This is a genomic window from Clostridium saudiense, from assembly GCF_000577815.1.
Classification (GTDB): domain Bacteria; phylum Bacillota; class Clostridia; order Clostridiales; family Clostridiaceae; genus Clostridium; species Clostridium saudiense.
The window spans coordinates 35,447-56,601 of record NZ_CBYM010000023.1 but is presented as its reverse complement, the minus strand read 5'-3'; the positions used below and the strand labels follow the sequence as shown (position 1 = coordinate 56,601).

At 27.7% G+C, this 21,155-nt stretch carries 18 protein-coding genes; 17 read left to right on the top strand and 1 reads right to left on the bottom strand.

Annotated elements, in window-relative coordinates; genetic code table 11:
* The 9 genes from TY07_RS11525 to rpsA form a co-directional block, all read left to right on the top strand.
* Positions 1-525: PD-(D/E)XK nuclease family protein (locus tag TY07_RS11525; RefSeq protein ID WP_157029181.1), on the top strand; the 525-nt coding region annotated here is incomplete at its 5' end.
* Positions 526-580: 55 nt separating this feature from the next.
* Entirely contained in the window at positions 581-835 is a 255-nt protein-coding gene (locus TY07_RS11520) for a hypothetical protein (protein WP_042399836.1), read from the top strand.
* Positions 836-981: 146 nt separating this feature from the next.
* Positions 982-1,164 carry an alpha/beta-type small acid-soluble spore protein gene (locus tag TY07_RS11515; RefSeq protein WP_042399833.1) on the top strand — a complete coding sequence of 61 codons (183 nt, stop codon included), beginning with the start codon at positions 982-984 and terminating at the stop codon, positions 1,162-1,164.
* Positions 1,165-1,378: 214 nt separating this feature from the next.
* On the top strand, positions 1,379-2,512 hold the full coding sequence (locus TY07_RS11510; RefSeq protein WP_042399830.1) for a metallophosphoesterase family protein: 1,134 nt from the start codon (positions 1,379-1,381) through the stop codon (positions 2,510-2,512).
* Positions 2,502-5,207: an ATP-binding protein gene (locus TY07_RS11505; RefSeq protein WP_042399829.1), complete on the top strand. Its 2,706-nt coding sequence runs from the start codon at positions 2,502-2,504 to the stop codon at positions 5,205-5,207. The genes TY07_RS11510 and TY07_RS11505 overlap by 11 nt, the downstream gene beginning before the upstream one ends.
* An 84-nt stretch (positions 5,208-5,291) precedes the next feature.
* A complete protein-coding gene (locus tag TY07_RS11500) occupies positions 5,292-7,088 on the top strand; it encodes a MutS-related protein (protein WP_042399825.1) in 1,797 nt (598 codons plus the stop codon).
* A 19-nt stretch (positions 7,089-7,107) separates the two neighbouring features.
* Positions 7,108-8,013, top strand: a complete 906-nt coding sequence (locus tag TY07_RS11495; protein ID WP_042399824.1) for a 3'-5' exonuclease — start codon at positions 7,108-7,110, stop codon at positions 8,011-8,013.
* 112 nt (positions 8,014-8,125) lie between these two features.
* Positions 8,126-8,545: a CBS domain-containing protein gene (locus tag TY07_RS11490; protein ID WP_042399821.1), complete on the top strand. Its 420-nt coding sequence runs from the start codon at positions 8,126-8,128 to the stop codon at positions 8,543-8,545.
* Positions 8,546-8,745: 200 nt separating this feature from the next.
* On the top strand, positions 8,746-9,891 hold the full coding sequence (gene rpsA / locus TY07_RS11485) for a 30S ribosomal protein S1 (RefSeq protein ID WP_042399819.1): 1,146 nt from the start codon (positions 8,746-8,748) through the stop codon (positions 9,889-9,891).
* A 124-nt stretch (positions 9,892-10,015) separates the two neighbouring features.
* Here the strand turns inward: rpsA and pyk are convergent, their stop codons facing one another.
* Positions 10,016-11,434 (bottom strand): pyruvate kinase, encoded by a 1,419-nt coding sequence (gene pyk / locus TY07_RS11480; RefSeq protein WP_042399818.1) that lies wholly within the window; start codon positions 11,432-11,434, stop codon positions 10,016-10,018.
* 135 nt (positions 11,435-11,569) lie between these two features.
* Here pyk and TY07_RS11475 point away from each other — a divergent pair, with 135 nt between their 5' ends.
* The 8 genes from TY07_RS11475 to TY07_RS11440 all read left to right on the top strand — a co-directional run bounded on the left by TY07_RS11475 (position 11,570) and on the right by TY07_RS11440 (position 21,025).
* A complete protein-coding gene (locus TY07_RS11475) occupies positions 11,570-13,021 on the top strand; it encodes an aminoacyl-histidine dipeptidase (RefSeq protein ID WP_042399814.1) in 1,452 nt (483 codons plus the stop codon).
* Between the two features lie 298 nt (positions 13,022-13,319).
* Positions 13,320-14,117, top strand: coding sequence for an SPOR domain-containing protein (locus TY07_RS17355; RefSeq protein ID WP_052330707.1), 798 nt, complete (start codon positions 13,320-13,322; stop codon positions 14,115-14,117).
* Between the two features lie 273 nt (positions 14,118-14,390).
* Entirely contained in the window at positions 14,391-14,957 is a 567-nt protein-coding gene (locus tag TY07_RS11465) for a Maf-like protein (protein ID WP_042399811.1), read from the top strand.
* Between the two features lie 40 nt (positions 14,958-14,997).
* Complete coding sequence (radC, locus tag TY07_RS11460; RefSeq protein ID WP_042399808.1) at positions 14,998-15,687, top strand: RadC family protein; 690 nt, start codon at positions 14,998-15,000, stop codon at positions 15,685-15,687.
* Between the two features lie 17 nt (positions 15,688-15,704).
* On the top strand, positions 15,705-16,724 hold the full coding sequence (locus TY07_RS11455; RefSeq protein WP_042399805.1) for a rod shape-determining protein: 1,020 nt from the start codon (positions 15,705-15,707) through the stop codon (positions 16,722-16,724).
* Positions 16,724-17,566, top strand: coding sequence for a rod shape-determining protein MreC (mreC, locus tag TY07_RS11450; protein WP_042399802.1), 843 nt, complete (start codon positions 16,724-16,726; stop codon positions 17,564-17,566). The genes TY07_RS11455 and mreC overlap by 1 nt, the downstream gene beginning before the upstream one ends.
* A gap of 4 nt (positions 17,567-17,570) precedes the next feature.
* Positions 17,571-18,059 (top strand): rod shape-determining protein MreD, encoded by a 489-nt coding sequence (mreD, locus tag TY07_RS11445; protein WP_042399799.1) that lies wholly within the window; start codon positions 17,571-17,573, stop codon positions 18,057-18,059.
* Positions 18,059-21,025, top strand: a complete 2,967-nt coding sequence (locus TY07_RS11440; protein WP_042399796.1) for a penicillin-binding transpeptidase domain-containing protein — start codon at positions 18,059-18,061, stop codon at positions 21,023-21,025. Before mreD ends, TY07_RS11440 begins: the two co-directional genes overlap by 1 nt.
* Positions 21,026-21,155 lie beyond the last annotated feature (130 nt).

Sequence of the window (21,155 nt, the reverse complement as noted above, 5' to 3'; positions counted from 1 at the left end):
TTAAAAGAAAGATTGATTCAATGTGTTAATAGTTTCTATGTTTCAACAACTTTTGAAGAAATATTAAATAATGAAACTATAATTATCGAAAATGATGAAGATATATTTAGTAGTTTTAACCATGATAGCTTAAAGGTTTATTCAAAAATAGATTTACTATACAAAAGTCCTGATGGTTATTATGTAATTGTAGATTGGAAAACGGGAAAACCTTCTGAAGATGATAAAGAACAATTACTTGTTTATGCATGGTATGTAATGAAAAAATATGATATTCATTATTCACGAATTAAGGGGAGAGTTGAATATTTATTAGAAGGTCATTCTGAGGAAATTATATTTAAAAGCGAAGATATTGAGTATATAAAAGCAAAAGTTGATAATGATTTAAAAATTATAAATTATTATTTAGATGATATTAGTTTAAATAAGCCGAAAGAAAAAAGTGTTTTTGAAAAAACACAAAAGAGTTATAAATGTGGTCAATGTAAGTTTAGACTTTTATGTAAAAGCGATAATGATTAAAATATTGTAATTTGGATAGAACTTAAAATAAATTATTTTAATATGAGGTGAATCAATGAGTTTTGTTCAAATACAAGGAGTAATATTTTTTAGTATAATATTTTGTTCATTAATAGGTGGAAAGAAAGCATCGTTAATGGCAAGTTTAGTGTGGATAATTGAAACTTTTATAGTATATAAAATGAGTAAGGTTAATTATCTTCAAGTTATTGCCGTTTCATTATCATTTCAAATAGGAATGGTATTAGCTATTGTGCGTGATTTTATAGTTAAGAAAGTGAAAAAAGTTGGTAATAAGGAAAACAGTTAAAACAAATCCAAATTAATAAATTATAGGTATTATTTACTTGTAATATAAAAATTCATAGTGGTTAATATAATAGTGTAAACAAGATACGACTTAAATAAATTTAAGTTATGTTTACAAAATACCGGAAGCCAGAGGAGGAATTCATTATGTCAAAAGCATTAGTTCCAGAATCAAAACAAGGATTAAGCGCATTCAAAAATGAAGTTGCCGCAGAAATGGGTGTACCATTCACTGATTACAATGGTGATTTAACTTCAAGACAATGTGGTTCCGTTGGTGGTGAAATGGTTAAGAGAATGGTAGAACAATACGAAAGTGGATTAAAGTAGAAAACCACTAACGAGTACAAAGCTAACGAATTAGAGGAAACAATACTTCGAGAGGGTGAGTACTGTTATGGGTGAAATACCACCAGAAAATTAAACTATCATTCAAAAAAGAGAAGAGTTACATTAGAGTAGAAATTCTATGATAATGTGACTCTTTTCTTATGCCCATAAAAATGGTAAAATATGAACAGAAGTTCGCAAAGTGGGTGATAGTATGAAACAAGTTAAAATTTTACATTGTGCTGATTTGCATTTTGATACACCTTTTAAGGAGCTTACAAAAGAAGTTTCAGAAAATAGTAAAGAAGAACTATTAGAGGTATTTAAAAATATAATAGATTTAACCATAAAAGAAAATGTAGAGGTATTACTTATTGCAGGAGATGTTTTTGATAATTTAACAGTTAATAAGAATACCTTATTTTTTATAGCAAATGAACTAAAGAGAATAGAAAAGGTTAAAGTATTTATTTCACCAGGAAACCATGATCCTTATAATGAAAAATCATTTTATAAGATGGTCAATTGGCCAGATAATGTCTATATATTTAAAGGAGAACTTGAGTATAAAGAAGTTAGTGAATTAAATTTAGTAGTTTGGGGTGCTGGATTTAATGCTAGCTATGAGCATGAAAGCTTATTAAAAGAAATTAATGTAGATAGAAGTAAAATAAACATTATGGTTATCCATGGTGAGGTTGAAAAAGGAAATTCCAAAAATGAATATAATCCAATTTATTTAAATGAAATAGGAAAATCAGGTTTAGATTATATTGCAATAGGGCATAGACATAAATTTTCGGGAATCCTTAAAGAAGGAAACACTTATTATGCATATAGTGGTTGCCCTCAAGGACGGGGATTTGATGAAGAAGGAGAAAAGGGAGTAATTATTGGAGATGTATACTGTGGAGGAGTATCACTTTATTTTAAACCTATTTGTAAAAGAAAATATATAACTCGAGAAATAGATATTAGCGATATTAATACTTATGATGAATTGATATCAAAGATATTATCTGAGGTAAATTCAGAAGAGTTTAAGCAGAATTTTTATAAGATAATTTTAAAGGGGGAGATAAAAGAGCATTTTTCCTTAAATGAAAGGATATTGAGTGAAAAGATAAAGGGGAAATTTTACTATATAAAGATTGTTAATACTACGAGTATTGCAGTAGATTTAGATCAGGTAAGTCAGGATTATTCTGTAAAGGGTAAGTTTGTAGCTAAAATAATGAAAAAGATAGAAGAAGCAAGTAGTGATGATGAAAAAGATTTATTAAGGCTTGCATTAAAATTAGGAATTCAATGTCTCTCAGAAGAAGAGGTGAATTTAAATGATTATTAAAAATGTAAATATAATTGCTTTCGGTGGAATTAAAAATAAAAAAATAAATTTTAATAAGGGATTAAACTTAATATATGGAGAAAATGAAGCTGGTAAAAGCACTATTCAAGCATTCATAAAAGTTTGGTTGTATGGTTTTTCTTCTTATAAAGGTAAGGATTATAAGTTAAATGAAAGAATTAAATATACACCTAATAGTGGTGAAACTATTAGTGGTGAACTTAGTATATTACATGAAAATAAGGAGTATATAATACGAAGAACATTTGGAAGAACTAAAAAAGACGATGTTTCAATTATTATAGATGCTATTACTGGTGAAGAAATAAGCTTTATTAATAAAGATGAACCAGGAAGGTATTTTCTAAATATAAATAGAGCTACATTTGTAAATACATTATTTATTGGACAATTAGCGGTAGCAGTTAAAAAGGATAAAGAAGAAGAGATATTAGATAAACTATCAAATTCAATAGGAACTGAAGAAGGACAAGTATCTGTAGATGTGGCATTTAATAAGCTAGATAAATATAAAAAGTCTATATCAAATGTAAGAAAGAATGGAAAGCTTGATTGTTTAAAAAATAAATATAGTGATTTACTTAGTGAAAGATATGAAGCTTATAAATTATCAAATCATAATATAGATAATGAAGAAAAATTAATTCAGTTAAATGAGGAAAAGAAAAACTTAAATAAAGAAGTTATTAATTTAGAAATATATAAAAAATACTTGAAAAAGACGAAAATAAAAAAAGAGTATCAGGAAATAGCAGAGTATTTTAAAAAGAAAGAAGATCTAAAAAATAAAGAAGTATCAATAAACAAATCATTAACCTTTAAAGATGAAATAATAAATTATAATTTTATAGAAAATCTTAAAGAAGAATATACTATGTATTTAAATTTATTAGATATAACTAAAGAAGAAGAGGAAAGGATTTCTATTAAAGAAGAGAAATTAATAGATTTAAAGGCTCCATTACGTAGTTATTATTATATGGAGAACTTACCTGAAAATATATTAAGTAATTTAGAAGCATTAAAAATAAAAAATGAGCTATTAAATGAAAAGGTTGAAATAAATAATTCAATAGAAAGTGAAATTAACTTTTTAAAAGTTAAGGAAAAAGAAGCTCAAAAGCTAATAGGTTCAGCAATAGAAATTAAAAATTTTAAGAGTGATATAGAAAAACTATTTGCAACATATGAAGATAAGCTTAAAAGTTTAAAATTCATAATGGAAAATAAAAATGAAGTTATTGTACAAAATACAAGGTTTTTAATTTTATTAGGGGTAGTATCATTAATAAGTATTATTTTAGGTATATTTATTAATAATCCTTTTGAGTTTATATTTTATACAATTGGTATAGTTATACTGGGATTCTTAGGTATTAACTTATATAGTAGTAAATTAGGATCAGAAAAAAACAAAACAACTCATCAATTAAATGAAAGTATTAGAAAAATTGAAGCTGAATTAAATAAATATTGTAATAAATTAAATGTTAGTAACTATACAGAATTATTAAAAAAATTAAAGGTTTATGATGATTATTTAAGCTTACAAGAAAAGATTAATAGTAAGATGAGTGAAAAATTAACTCAGAAGAAATTGCTATCATTGGATAAAGCTTTACGTGAGCATGAAGAAGTAAATAGTGAGATAGAAGAGTATTTAAGAATTTCATCATTAAATAGCTTAGAAAAATTAATTTCTGAGATTTATAAATATAAGGAGTTATCCAAAGGGTTTACTAATTTAGAAATTGAACTAAGCAATTTAAAGAATAGTTTAAATAGAACGAAGGAACAATTATTAATCAGAGAAGAAAAATTAAATAAAAGTTTAAGTTCCATAGGATTTAATAATGTAAATTTAGTTGATGTTGATGAAATTATTAAAGAATTAGAGAATAAGTTAAGAAAAAGAGATGAAATAAATAAAAGTCTTGCATCAGTTGAAGAAGCATATTCAGTATTAACAAGAGGAAAGGATATTGAAGCAATAAAGGAAGAGTTAAGTGATGTAATAAATATAAATTTTGATTATTCTTATGAAAATGAAGATGAAATAGATGATGTTATTAGAGAAAAGAATATAAGATTTGTAGAGGTTGAAAAGAAAATAAAAGATATAGAAAATGAAATAAAAAATAGATTTAATGGCAAGAGAGATATTCCAACTATTGAAGAAGAAATCAAAGAGGTTGAAAGTTATATAGCAGAATATGAGAATCAGCTTAAAGCTAGTAATATTACCAGTGAAATATTAAATGAAGTTTATAATGAGATAAGAGGAAGCTTTGGACCTATTCTTAATAAAAATGTTATGTATTCTTTTAAAGAATTGACTAATAACAAATACAATGATGTTATGGTATCAGATACCTATGAGATGAAGGTGAAAGCTGATAATAACATATTACCAGCAGAGATATTAAGTAATGGTGCAAATGATCAATTATATTTATCTTTAAGGCTAGCTTTTATAGAAATGATATTTAAGAATAAAAATGTCCCTATATATTTAGATGATGCATTTGTTCAATATGATGATATGCGTATAGAAAAGACTATTAAGTATTTAGTAAAAGAAAACTTTGAGCAATGTATTTTATTCACTTGTCAAAGAAGAGAAGAAAATATAGCTAGAAAAAATAGCATTGAACATAAATATATTAAGTTATAAGTAGTAATCAATAAATTATTATGGATTAAATGGGAAAAATAGTCTAAACTATTGATTATAGAATTATTTTAAGAGGTATCAAGAATGGGAAAAGCATTAAATTATTACAATGATAATATAAAAAGTGTTAAAGAAAAATTAGCAAAATTAGAGAAAAACCTGTTAGTTTTTTCAACATTAAGATTTATGATTGTTATTTTATGTATTGGAATGATGTATTATTTTTATAAACAAAATAGTATGGAGGCAGTTGGAGGTAGTTTTTTAATTTCCTTAATATTATTTATAATAGTTGCATTTTTCCATAATGAACGAATAAATTCTAAAAAAAGATTACTAGTTATATTAGAGTATAATGAAAAAGGGTTAAAGAGATTGGATAATACTTGGAAAGAATTTAGTGATATAGGTGAAGAATTTATTGATAGAAATCATAAATTTTCAAGTGATTTAGATATATTTGGTAAAAACTCCTTATTTCAATGGATTAATTTGACTAAGACTACATTTGGAAGAAAAAAACTTGCAAGTAAGATGATAATGAATTCGTTACCGACTAGGTATGAAATAGAAGAAGAGCAAGAAGCAATTAAAGAATTAGCTAACAAAAGAGAATTTTGTGAAAAGATTTATTTTGAAGCAAGTATAGAAAGTAAGAAAAAAGAAAAGCTTAAAGAATTATTAGATTGGGCTTCAAATGAAGAGAAAAATAATTTTACAGTTAAATATATATCGTATATATTTATTGCAATTACATGCATAATATTATTTTTAACTATCATTGGACGATTATCTATTTCCTATTTAATATTAGATTTAGTTATTAATTACTTAGTTATTAAATTGTTTACTAAAAAATTAAGTGATGTAATTGATATTTTTATAAATAATAAGAGAGGGATAGAAAAATACAGTAAATTGCTTTCAATTATACAAGATGAAAACTTTCAATCTAAAAAGCTATTGGATATTCAAAAAGATTTAGTAAGCTCAAATATTAATTGTAAGAATGAAATGAAAAAATTAAAAAATATTATTTCTTGGTTAGGGGATAGTACTTCAAATGCCTATTATTTATTAATAAATGTATTTTTTATGAGTGATATTTTTATTTTAAGTAATTTACAGGAGTGGAGAATTAAAAATGGATATAAGCTAGAAAAGTGGCTTGAAGACATGGGGGAAGTAGAAGCGCTTGTAAGTCTTTCTACAATATCATTTGAGCATGAAGAATGGACTTATCCAACTATTTCAGGAATTAATGAAATTGAAGCTATTGAATTAGCACATCCTTTATTAGGAGAAAGAGCAAAGGCTAATAATTTTAACCTTAAGGGAAGTGAGAAGGTTGCATTAATTACTGGATCAAACATGTCAGGAAAGAGTACTTTTTTAAGAACTATAGGGTTTAATATGGTACTTACTTATTTAGGATTACCTACTTTTTCAAAAGGATTTAAGTGCGGAATAAGCAATATTTATACTTGTATGAGAACTCAAGACAATTTAGATGAGAATATATCATCATTTTATGCTGAGATATTAAGAATAAAATTAGTTATAGAAGCGGCTAAAAATGGAGAAAAGGTATTTTTCTTATTAGATGAAATATTTAAAGGAACTAATTCACAAGATAGGCATGATGGTGCAAGGATTTTAATTGAACAGCTTGTAAAACTTCAAGGTGTAGGATTAGTATCAACACATGATTTAGAGTTATGTGATTTAGAAAATGAAAAAAGCTGGTTAGTTAATTATAATTTTAGAGAATATTATAAGAATAATAAAATAAATTTTGATTATGTGCTTAGAAGAGGTATGAGTGAAACTCAAAATGCAAAGCATTTAATGAAGTTAGCAGGTATTGATATAGAAGAGTAAAGAGAGTGGGGGAATAAGGGTGGCTTTTATAATAATTGATTTAGAGTTTAATAACCTAAGTGGTATACATAAATGTATACCGAATGTTTATAATGATAATCCAGGACTGAAAAATTTAGAATTAGATAATGAAATAATAGAAATAGGTGCAGTGAAGTTAGATGCACATATGCAGCCGTGTGAAGAACTAAAGGTATATATAAAACCATCTGTTATTCCAATTATAAATCCTAAAATTTTAGAAATAACTAAAATTAATATTAAGGATTTAGAAAATGGAGTAGGATTTGTTGAAGGTATTAATAAATTAAAGGAAATGGTTGATGAAGGAGATATTATTTGCTCATGGGCAAAAGATGATATTGCAGAAATAATAAGAAATGCAAATTACTATGGATATGATGATTTAAGTTGGATAGATAATTACTTAGATATTCAAGAGTATGTAACTAAAATACTTGGATATAGGAAATCATTAAGCTTAAAAAATGCTCTTAAAGCATTAAAAATAAAAGTAAATGAAGATTTATTACATGATGCTTTAAATGATTGCATTTATACAGCACATGTATTTAAAAATATGTATAATTCACGAGCAGTGAAAAATTATATAGTAGAAGATATTTTTAAAATGCCAGCTTTAGAGGTAAGATCATTAGAAGGGGTTGAATTAAATTACGAAAAGATAAATCAAATATGTCCAAAATGTAAAAAAAAGTTAGAAGTTGATTATCCTTTTAGTATAGTTGGATGGAGATTTATATCATTAGGAACTTGTTCTAAGTGTAATAGCAGAGTTTTAGATGAACTTATAGTAAAGAAAAGCTTATGTGGTGAAGAAATTTATAAGGAAGTTGCTACTGTTATAGATGAATATGATTATTTAAGATATGAAAATAAGTTAAAAAATAAAGTTTATAATTAATTATGAATAAAATAAATAAATAAATTATTAAAAGTTTGATGTCATATAACATTTAGATTTTATATATGATAAAATGTAAGAGAAGTAAGATTTAAAGGAAAGGACAGAAGATATGAATATTGCATTTCTTTTAACTCCTAAAAGTGAGGTTATTTATGAATATATAGATGCAACCATGAGACAAGTAATTGAGAGAATGGAGCATCATGGTTACACGGCAATACCATTAATAGACAAGCAAGGAAAGTATGTAGGAACTTTAACTGAAGGTGATTTATTATGGAAGTTAAAAAATACAGCTAATCTTAATTTTAAAAATACTGAAAATGTTAAAGTAAGTGAAATAGCTATAAGAACAAAACATAAAAGTGTTTCGATTAATGCTGATGTTGAAAGTATTATTAGATTAGCAACTACTCAAAACTTTGTTCCAGTAGTTGATGATGAAGGCATATTTATTGGAATAATAAAAAGAAGTGACATAATAAATTATTGTTACAATGCCATTAAGAAAGAAAAGAAATTACTATAATATAAAAAATTAATATAATAAAGTGAGAATCGAAATTTTAAATATGCTCTCTTTATAGTAGACAGTTAGAATAAAAAAACTGTTATTATGAAGGGGGCATATTATATAATCAAAATGGCTTTTTTCTTGTTTTGCTTGTATAAAATTTACTGTTGACTTAAAATTAAATGTGAAAAGTTTTTACAAAGGAGTGATTAGTTATGTCAGTTGAATTAAATGAGAATTCAATGGGAGATCTTTTAAAAGAATTTGATGTAAAAAGAATTAATTCAGGAGATATATTAAAAGGTCAAATTATAGATGTTAATGATAAGGAAGCTACAGTTAATATTAATTATGCATTCGATGGTGTAATAGCTAAGGAAGAGTTAGTTATTGGAGATATTTCACCAGTTGATGTTGTTAAACCAGGTGATATATTAGATGTATACGTTATTTCACCAAATGATGGAGAAGGATATGTTCAACTTTCTAGATTAAGAGCACTTCAAATAACTGAAAAAGAAGATTTAAAGAAAGCTTTTGATAAAGAAGAAACTATAAAGGTTGTTGTTAAAGAAGAGGTTAAAGGTGGATTAGTTGCTTACTATGGATCTATTAGAGTATTTATACCAGCTTCTTTAGCTTCAAGAGAAAGAATAGATCTTAAAACTTTATTAGGAAAAGAAATTGAAGTAAGATTAACAGAATTAGATTTAAGAAACAGAAAGGTTGTTGCTTCAAGAAGAATTTTAGAAGAAGAAGCTTACAATGCAAAGAAGAGAGAACTTTGGAAAAATGTTAAAAGTGGTGAAAAAAGAGAAGGTACAGTTAAGAAGATAATAAAGGCTGGTGCTATTGTAGATATTGGAGGAATAACTGGATTAATTCACATTAATGATTTAGCTTGGGAAAGAGTAAAAAGGGTTGAAGATGTAGTTAGTGAAGGCGATAAGGTTACAGTATTTGTAGGTGATGTAGATGCTGAACATGAAAGAGTTTCACTAATATTAAAAGATGTAGATAAAGAACCATGGAAGGTACATGCTGATAGTATAAAAGCTGGAGATGTATTAGAAGGTAAAGTAGTTAAGTTTATGTCTTTTGGTGCATTTGTAGAATTATTCCCAGGTGTTGAAGGGTTAGTCCACATCAATGAAATTACTGATGAAAATATAGCTAAACCTTCAGATGTTCTTGAAGTGGGACAAATGGTTAAAGTTAAGGTTCTTGATGTTAATAAAGAAAACAAGAGAATTTCTTTAAGTATTAAAGATGCTGTTGAAAGATCAAATGAATACTTACAATACAATGATAACGATGGTGATGTTACACTAGGAGATCTATTCAGCGGATTATTCAATTAATTACGGGTAAACGTGAAAAAGAAAAAGTAATGATATTATCTACAGGAGTTAGTATAATTTTCGTTAAGAATTTATATCCTCCCTTTCATAAAATCATTACTTTTTTCGTTATTCCATTAAGTATCTAAAGTTTTTCGATTTTAAGCATGTTGGTTCCACCAGTATAATTTGTTGGCATACCGGCAGCAACAATAATGTCATCACCTTTATCTGCTAAGTTCAATTCTGCTACAATCTTCTTTGATTCATTTAAAATGTCATCAGTAGTTGCAAATTCTTGACATAAGACTGGATAAACACCAAAATTTAAGCTTAATCCACGCATTACTTCCTCATGAGGAGTAATAGCTATTATAGGGCATTTTGGCTTATACTTAGAAACAAGTTTTGCTGTTGCGCCAGAGTTAGTTGCTGCAACAATTGCTTTAGCATTAAGAACATTAGAAGTTCTACAAGTAGAATAACTAATAGCTTCAGCAAAGTCATACATTGCAGGTTCTTTTAAACGTTGATTTAAATAATTATAATCTAAATGAAGTTCAGTTTCTTTAGCTATTTTAGACATAGTATTAGCTGCTTCGATTGGATATTGTCCGCTAGCACTTTCACCACTTAACATAATTGCATCCGTTCCATCAAAAATAGCATTACAAATATCGCAAGCCTCAGCTCTAGTAGGTAAAGAGTTTCTTATCATTGAATCAAGCATTTGAGTTGCTGTAATTACTATTTTTCCAGCTTCATTACATTTCTTTATGATTTTCTTTTGAATAATAGGAACTTTTTCTATTGGAATTTCAACACCCATGTCACCTCTAGCAACCATTATTCCATCAGCTACTTCTAAAATAGAATCAATGTTATTTACACCTTCTTGACTTTCTATTTTAGCTATAATTTGAATATTTTTACCGTTATTTTTGTTAAGAAGGTCTCTTATTTCTTTAATATCTGAAGCTTTTCTAATAAAAGAGGCTGCTACAAAATCTACGCCCATCTTACATCCAAAAACTAAGTCATCTTTATCTTTTTCAGTTACAGAAGGTAAATTAATACTAACATTAGGAACATTAACTCCTTTATGATTTTTGATAACTCCATCGTTTAATACTTTACATATTATATCTTTTCCGTTTATATCAATAATTTCAAAGTTAATTAATCCATCATCGACTAGTATAGTTCCTCCAATATTTACATCCTTATATAATTCGGAATATGAGATAGAACATTCTTGTGTATTACCTGTTATTTCTGTACCACATTTGAAGGCAAATATTTGATTTGCCTTTAATTCAACTCCATCATTTATAAAATTATGAGTTCTTATTTTAGGTCCTTTAATATCAAGCATTATTGCAGTAGGAGTATTGAGATTAGTTCTTATTTTCTTTATTAAGTCTATTTTTTCTTTATGAGTTTCATGTGTTCCGTGAGAAAAGTTTAATCTAGCCACATTCATACCAATTTTAATAAATTGTGTTAATGTTTCTTCATTATCACTTGCTGGTCCAATTGTGAAAATCATTTTAGTTTTTTGCATAAAAACACCTCACTTTATCAAAAATAAAAATTATAAAATAATAAAATAATAAAATATATTTGTTCTATATAGATTATGTTGCACTAATTGATATATAATTATTTTAACATAATTAAACAGTAAGGAGACGTAAAAATGAAGATTTTACAAAATTTAGAACCAAAAGCGGTTTTTCAATATTTTGAAGAGATTTCTAATATTCCAAGAGGATCAGGAAATGAAAAAGGAATAAGTGATTACTTGTTGAATTTTGGTAAAGAATTAGGTCTTGAAAGCATACAAGATGAAGCATTAAATGTTATTATAAAGAAACCAGGTACGCCAGGATATGAGAATGCACCAACAGTAATTATTCAAGGTCATATGGATATGGTGTGTGAAAAAAATAATGGGGTAGAGCATGATTTTGAAAAAGATCCATTAAAATTAAGAATAGTTGATGATTATATATATGCAACAGATACTACATTAGGAGCAGACAATGGGATAGCAGTAGCTTATGCAATGGCTATATTAGCTTCAAATGACATTCCACATCCGCCAATAGAAGTATTATTAACTACAGATGAAGAAACAGGAATGTCAGGTGCAATGGCAATAAAAAAAGAAAATTTACAAGGAAAGATTTTAATCAATCTTGATAATGAAGAAGAAGGATATCTTTTAGTTAGTTGTGCAGGAGGAGTAAGAAGCACAGCTACTTTAAAAGTAGATGAGCAAGAGATTGGTAGTAAAAAATTAATAAAAATTAATATATCAGGGTTAAAAGGCGGTCACTCTGGTATGGATATAATTAAGGAAAGAGGAAATTCTAATAAAATATTAGGAAGAGTACTTAAAGGATTATTAAGAGAAGTGAAATTTAATCTTGTTAGTTTAAATGGAGGATCTAAAAATAATGCTATACCTAGAGAAGCAGAAGCAATAATAGCTGTTAATCCTAATGATGAGAATACTGCAATAGAAGTAATAAATAATTGGAATAATATTATTGAAAATGAGTTAAGAGCACAAGATCCAGGATTAAAAATTGAAGCATCAATAACTGATATTAAAACATGCAAAGAGTTTACTGATGAAAGTACAAAGAAAGTTGTAGATTTATTATACATTTATCCAAATGGTATTAATACTAAGAGTACAGAAATTGAAGGATTAGTAGAAAGTTCAACTAATTTAGGAGTACTAACTACAAAAGATGGAGTGGTAGAATTTGATTCAGCAATTAGAAGTTCAATTCCTTCATTAAAAGAAGAAATAGTTTTAAGAAGTAAGACTATAGTAGAACTTTTAGGTGGAAAATTTGAAACTACATCTGATTATCCAGGATGGGAATATGATCCTAATTCAAAAGTTAGAGATATATGCCAAAAGGTTCATAAAGATATGTATGGAAAAGAAGCAAAAATTGTTGCTATCCATGCAGGGGTTGAATGTGGATTGTTTAATGAAAAACTTGGAAATTTAGATATGATAAGTTTTGGACCAAATCTTTATGATGTACATACTCCAGATGAACATATGAGTATTTCATCAGTTAAAAATTGTTATGAATATTTATTAGGAATATTAAAAGAAATAAGATAATAAAAAATCATTAGATTTCTATTTAAAAAATTTCTATTTTAAAATCTATTTTAATGAAGGCTTGTTAATTATAAGGTGTCTATTTGGCACAGTATAGTTAACTAGGCCTTTATTTTTTATTATTATGAAAAAATATTTTTAGTACAGTATAAGTAAAAGATTGAATTTAAACAATTTAATTTACAAACTAGTATGGGAATTAAAAGTTTTTTGTTATGTATATATAAGATAAATAATGAATATATTGTAATGTAATAAGTAAAAGTTTAAGAAAGTTAGAGATGGGGTGGATGAGAAAGTGAGGTATACAAGGTATAACTATAAGAAAACTAAAAAAAATAGTGGACTTGCAAAAACTATATTATCATTTTTAGCTATGAGTGTATTTGTTGTAATTGTTGGGATAATGCTTGCTAATATAATTATTCATTTTTTACCATTAAATGATGCTAGTGAAACTCAAGCAAATTCTGAAGCGGTAAATCAAAGTGAAAATATTGATAATAGCGAAGCTGAAAATGCAGCTGATAACAGTGAAGATGTTCAAGCTAGTAGTGCAGTTGATAATAGTACAGAAGGTCAAGAAAATGTACAAGGAAGTATAAATACAAGTTTTATGGCAATTCAATGTGGGTATTTTGCTAATGAGGATAACGCAAAAGAGGCATATAACAAAATAGCGAATGGATATGGAGCCTTTATATATAATGAGTCAGATAAGTTTAAAGTGTTAGCTGGAGTATATACAACAGCAGAAGGACAATCAATAATGGATACTTTAACTAGTAGTGGTATAGATTGTGCTAAAGTATCATTTGATTTAAATTCAAATGATAAAGTACAAAGTCAAATTGCAGGAATTTATAATGGATACTTAAATATATTAGATACAGCATTTAAGGATGATGTAAAATCAGTAGATACATCTGATTTTAAGAGTTGGGTTAAAGGACTTGATGTAATAAGTGAAGGTGATAAGAATGATGTATTAACTGAATTAAAAAATCATGTTAATGATATGGCAGCTGAAATAAAGAAAGAAGATGTAGCAAACGAAATGCAATATTTATACAAAATTTTATTGAGTTTTAGTTAATTAAAAAAATAATGACATTAAATATCAATAATTGTAAAAAAATTAAGAAAATCTTAAGGGAATATATATAATATTCTACAAAAAATTCATATATAAAAAGAGGAAAGTGCTTGTTTGAACATCTATTAAGTGATAAACTATATTAGAAAAAAGATAGGTGGCAAGTGTTTTACCTCTTTTTTTATTATGTTTAAATTAAATTTTAAAGTCAAGTGTAAGACTAGCGTTTAATTGGGAATAATAAATAATAAATAACTGTAGGATGTGATATGTTTGAAGTTTATATTAGCATCTGCTTCAGATCGTAGGAAAGAATTATTATCAAGGATAATAAGTGATTTTGAAGTAAAGATTAGTGACTTTGATGAGGGGACAGTAGAGGTTAGTAAAGACATTGAAAAATATGTTAAAACACTCGCAGAAGGAAAAGCTAAATCAGTAGCATTAAATTGTACTAATGATTCTATAATAATAGGGGCAGATACAATTGTTGTTATAGATGATAATATACTTGGAAAACCGAAGGATAAAGATGATGCATTTAGGATGCTTAAATTATTAAGTAATAATGTTCATAGGGTTTATTCAGGTGTTACAGTTATTAACAATGAAAAGCAAGTAATGAAAAGTGAATGTCTTTACACAGAAGTTTATTTTTCAGAGCTTTCAGATGAGGAAATATGGAGATACATAGACACAGGAGAATGTTTAGATAAAGCAGGAGCTTATGGAATTCAAGGATATGGTGGCGTATTTGTTGAAAAAATAAATGGTTGTTACTATAACGTAGTTGGATTGCCATTAAACTTGTTAAACAAGATGATAAAGAATGTTTTATAATTAGGGGGAATGGGTATATTATTACTTATAAGGAGTATTTATGACGAATAATATTAGAGTAAATGATATACCATTAAATGAGAGACCTATGGAGAAGTTACTTCAATTTGGAGTTGATACTTTATCTAATGAGGAGCTTTTAGCTATATTATTAAGAACAGGTACAAAAGGTGAAAATGTCATAGCTTTAAGCAGTAGATTACTTGCTGAGCTTGATGGATTAGACGGACTTTTAAATGTAAGTTATGAGGAAGCAAGTAAAATTAAAGGTATTAAAAAAGTGAAAGCTTGCCAAATAATTGCCATGATGGAGTTAGTTAATAGGATTAGAACTTTTAAATCTCAAAAAGAGATGATTAAAATTTCATCACCAAAGGATATTGCATCATTATTAATTAATGAAATGGTTAATTTAAAGCAAGAAGTATTTAAGTTAATTTTATTAAATACAAAAAATATTGTGATAGGAACTAAAGACATATTTAAGGGAACATTGAACTCATCTATAGTTCATCCAAGAGAAGTTTTTAAAGAAGCAATTCAAAGGGGAAGTGCAAATGTAATAGTTTGTCACAATCATCCATCAGGAGATCCCAGTCCTAGTAAGGAAGATATTGATATCACCATTAGATTAAAGGAATGCGGAAATATTATAGGAATTGGATTGTTAGATCATATCATAATTGGTAATAATAAATATGTTAGTTTAAAAGAAAAAGGAATTATATAATCGAAAGGGGAATTCATATGGGATTTTTCAGTAGTAATAAAGACATGGGAATAGATTTAGGAACAGCTAATACACTTGTTTTCGTAAAGGGGAAAGGAATAGTATTAAGCGAACCTTCAGTTGTAGCGATAAATAGTAATACAAGAAAACCATTAGCGGTTGGGCAAGAAGCAAAGCTTATGATAGGTAGAACACCAGGTAACATTGTAGCAATAAGACCACTTAAAGATGGTGTAATTGCAGATTTTGAGGTTGCACAAACTATGCTTAAAAAGTTAATTGAAAAAGTAACAAGCAAAAGTGCGTTTACAAGCCCAAGAATTATAGTATGTTATCCATCTGGTGTTACTGAAGTTGAAAGAAGAGCTATAGAAGAAGCAGCTAAATTTGCAGGAGCAAGAGATGTAGTTTTAATGGAAGAACCAATGGCAGCAGCAATTGGGGCAGGACTTCCAGTTGGAGAGCCAACAGGTAGCATGATTGTTGATATTGGTGGTGGAACTACAGAAGTTGCTATTATTTCTTTAGGAGGAATAGTAACGAGCAAATCATTAAGAGTTGCTGGAGATGAATTAGATCAGGCAATAATAGCTTATGTTAAAAAAGAATTTAGCTTAATGATAGGGGAAAGAACTGCTGAACAAATTAAGATGGAATTAGGTTCAGCTTATAAGATTGATGAAGAAAATGCCTCAATGGATATTAAAGGAAGAGATATGATAACAGGACTTCCAAAGATAGTAACAATAACTGAGGATCAAATAAGAGAAGCATTAAAAGAACCAGTTTATGCAATTATTGAGTCTATTAAAACTACTTTAGAAAAGACTCCGCCTGAATTATCTGCGGATATAATGGAAAAGGGAATAATGCTAGCTGGTGGAGGAGCTTTATTAAAAGGATTAGATAAATTAATAAACCACGAAACAAATATGCCTGTTCACATTGCTGAAACACCATTAGATTGCGTTGTTTTAGGTGCAGGTAAAGCACTAGATAATTTTGATGAATTAAGTAAAACTCAAAGAGGTCAATAATGAAACCTTTTAAAAACAAACTGGCAGTAACTATAGTGGTACTGTCAGTTGCCTTTTTGGGAATAATTGTATTAAGTATAAAGGGTAATTCAAATATTATATCTAGTGGTGTTGGTGGTGTTATTAGTCCATTACAAAAGATTGTTTATACAGTAAATGAAAAAGTAAAAGGTTCTTTTGACTTTTTTATTAATTTTTCTAATGTAAAAAAAGAAAATGAAGAACTTACAGCAAAAAATGCTGAACTTGAAAATAAATTAATAGAATACGAAAGAATGAAAGATGAAAATACAAGATTAAGAGAAATGTTCGATTATTCACAAAATAATGCCAATTATGATTATTTAGGATGTAATATTATTGGCTATAGTGGAGGAAATATATCTAATGGATATATAATCGATAAAGGAACAAAAGATGGCGTTGAAAAGGACATGGTGGTAATAACACCTGCTGGTTTAGTTGGAAAAGTAACAAAGGCATCTTCAAGTTTTGCTATTGTTCAAACTATTTTAAATGAAAATATTGCAGTAGCAGCTATGGTTGAAAGTACTGATGAAACAACTGGGATTCTACAAGGTATAACAGATAGTAAAAATAAAAATTTAACAGAACTATCTAATATTCCAATTGAGTCTGCAATTAAAGAAGGAGATAAAATATTAACTTCTGGATTAGGGGAAATGTATCCTAAGGAAATTAGAATTGGAGAAGTTATTTCAGTAGAAGTAGATAATGTGGGGATTATGAAAAGAGCTGTAGTTAAACCATATGTGGACTTCAATAAGCTTGAAGAATTGTTTGTTGTTGTTCCAAAAGAAAAGGTTGATATTGGAGAATAGAACTATGAAGAGGATATATTTAATAATTATATTAGTGTTATTATTGATTATAGATAATACTTTATTACCTAGTTATTCAATTGCAGGTGCCTTTCCAAGTCTTTTATTTGTATTTGCTATGGCATATTCAGTTATTAGAGGTAAAAATGAAGCACTTTTTATTGGAATAGTAAGTGGATTTCTTCAGGATTTATTTTTCTTTTCAGGATTTGGAGTTAATTTATTTTTAAACACTTTATTATGCCTTTTATGTGCTAAAATTGGAGAAAGTATATTTAAAGAAAATAGAATTGTTCCAATTTTAATAGCGTTATTTATTTCTACTTTAAAGGTTTTAGGGGTAGTTATAATATTTAAATTATTTGCTATAAGTATTGATATGAAAGTTGCTTTATTATCGGCAGTATTAAATACTATTTGTATGATGCTTTTCTATAGATTTATTTTAAATATGCTAGATAAATATTTAGATAGAAATACATGGAGGTTTTAATGATAGTAAATAAACCTAAAAAAAAGAAAAAGAATTCTAGATACTCTGTTTTATATATAATTATGTTTATAATTATGGGCACTATAGTAGCAAAGTTATTATATTTACAAGTTTATAAGCATGATGATTATAAAGAAAAGGCTGATGTAAGTTCAACTAAATTTCTTTCTGAGGAAGCACCAAGAGGAAATATTTATGATTCTGATGGAAACGTAATAGCGACTAACAAACAAACATATGCATTAACATATATGGAAACAGTTGAATCAACCAAGGCTTTTTACAAAACTATGGACAAGATATTTGAAATTTTGGAAGAAAATGGAGAAGAATTCCAGGATGATTTAGCACTTAAGGTTGATGAAAATGGCAAAATATATTTTCAGTTTAAGGCAGATAGTGAGTCGGCTAAAAGAACATTAGAAATAAGATTTAAACGTGATAGAGGGTTAAATGAAGATATAGAAAAGAAACTTTTTGAGGATCAAGAGGGAGATTATACAGATGATCAAATAAATGAAGTTAACGATAGGCTTATGGAAATCTCGGCAGAAGACACATTCTATTATCTTGTAAAATCATATGATTTATATAAATTGTTATTACCAGATGGATATACAACAGATCAAGCTAGTGAACTAGCAAAGAAGTATAAAAATGCTACTGGTAAGGAAGTTTTAGATGATTTATTAAAAGAATATTCAATTCAAGATATTAGAAGATACATTGTTATAAAAGATGCTATAAAGATGGGAAGTTTTAGTGGGTACTCTAATATTACTATAGCAAATAATATTAATAGAGATACTGCATTTATAGTATATCAACAATTAAATGATTTGCCAGGTATTAATGTTACATTAAAACCAGTTAGATATTATCCATATGGAACGTTAGCATCAGCTGTAGTTGGATATGTTTCTACTATTAGTAGTTCTCAAAGTGAAAGTTATGAACTAAGGGGATATGATGTATCAACTGACTTAATTGGTGTATCTGGAATAGAATCAGCTTTTGAAGATCAATTAAAAGGTACAAAAGGCGGAACTACTGTAAAAGTAAATTCTCAAGGAAGAACAACAGAAGAACTATTTAAATTAGAGTCTTATCAAGGAAATAATGTTCATTTAACAATAGATAAGGATGTTCAATATGCAGCTCAAGCAGCATTAGAAGATCAGATACTTACATTACAGTCAGAAGGTTTAGCAAGTGCAAATAGAGGGGCTGTAGTTGCGATAGAAGTTAATACTGGAAGGGTAATTGCAATGGCAAGTTATCCATATTTTGACCCTAATGATTTTGCAATTCCAAGTGAATTAACTACAGAGAAATATAATGAATACTTTAATCCGGATTATGAGAGCTTCGGAACACAACATATTCAAAGTACTGGAGCGACTGGAACGCTAGATGAGCTTTTCCCAGTTAATGATGATGGAGTAAGAACTGATAAGTATGATTTATATCCAAGATCAATGCTTAATTATGCAACACAAGGATTTGTACCACCTGGATCAACATTTAAGCCATTAACAGCTGTAGCAGGATTAATGGATGGAGCAATAAGTGAAACAGATACTGTTAATGACGTTGGTATTTGGAGTAGTGAGTATACAGGTAGTCAAACACTTGAAAACTTCCAAAAGACAGGTCATGGAATTACAGATGTTAGAAAAGCGCTAGAAGTTTCTTCGAATTATTTCTTTTATGAAACTGCAATTAGATTATATATAAAAAATGGTGCAGATGTTAATGCACTTGATTCTATTGCTCGTTATGCATGGAGATTTGGACTAGGGGCAGAACAAGGGAAAAGTGCCTCAACTGGAATTCAAATTTATGAAAACTTTGGGCAAACATATAATTTTGTTTCATGGAAAAAGAGTCTATCAGAAAATGCAAAATATACTATAGTACCAGCGCTTGAAGCAGGTAATTATGAAAACTCTTATTTCTTTGTACCTTTTGATATAAAGGATATTAGTACTGATTCAGATGAATTAAAAACATTAAAAACTAATTTGAAAAATAATATTAAAGAAACTTTATTAAAGGTTGGAACTAATGAGCAAGTTAGTGGGCAAACAGAATATGCCAATAGCATAATTGATACAGTTAAAGAAATAATGAATGTATCAGATAGATATAAAGAAAATTTAGCTAATGCAGGTTTAGAGTATTCTGAAAAAGTTGTTAATGAACAGGCTAAAATAGTATCAAATGCAATTTCTTATTTTATTGTTAACCAAAGTTCTGAAATAAGATCTCCAATAAATATAGTTCAAGATGGTATTGGGCAAAGTATGAATGCATTTACACCATTACAAATGGCAAATTATGTTGCGACTTTAGCTAATGGTGGAACAAGATATAAGGTATCGATAGTTGATAAAATAACATCACCTGATGGAGAAGTTATTCAAGAATACACTCCTGAGGTATTAGATCAAATAGATATTCCGGCAGATGTTCTACAAGCTATAAAAGAAGGGATGAGAAGAGTTAATACATCACCTTCAAATGCAACTAACTATGCATTATTTGCTAATTTCCCTATAGAAGTTGCAGGTAAAACTGGTACAGCTGACTTTGGTACACAAGAACAATATGATTACCAAGGAAGAAAGGCATATGCAAACTATATTAGTTTTGCACCAATGGATAATCCTAAAATTGCAATATTCTCTACTATTTATGATGGTAATAGAGGAGCTAATAGTGCATTTGTTCATAAAGCTATATATGAAGCTTATTTTAAGGATGAATTATTACAAATTAATCCGAATTACGCATCTACATCAGCAACGTTCCAAAAATATGTTGTTGGAGCTCCAGCAGATAACAAACAAGGAGCTGAAGCTGATAAAGAAGCTACAAATGAGGGTACAGAGGATTTAGGTACTACTGAAGGAAGTAGTCAAGAATTAAATATACCTGTTGAGAGTGGAACTGGTGCGGACTAAAAGGGAACCTTTAAAGAGGTTCTCTTTTTTATGTAAAATTTATTATTTTAATTTATTTTCTTTACTTAAAAGATTACATATTTTAAAATAAATAATATGTATTGGAAAAATAAGTGATATTTTGCAGAAA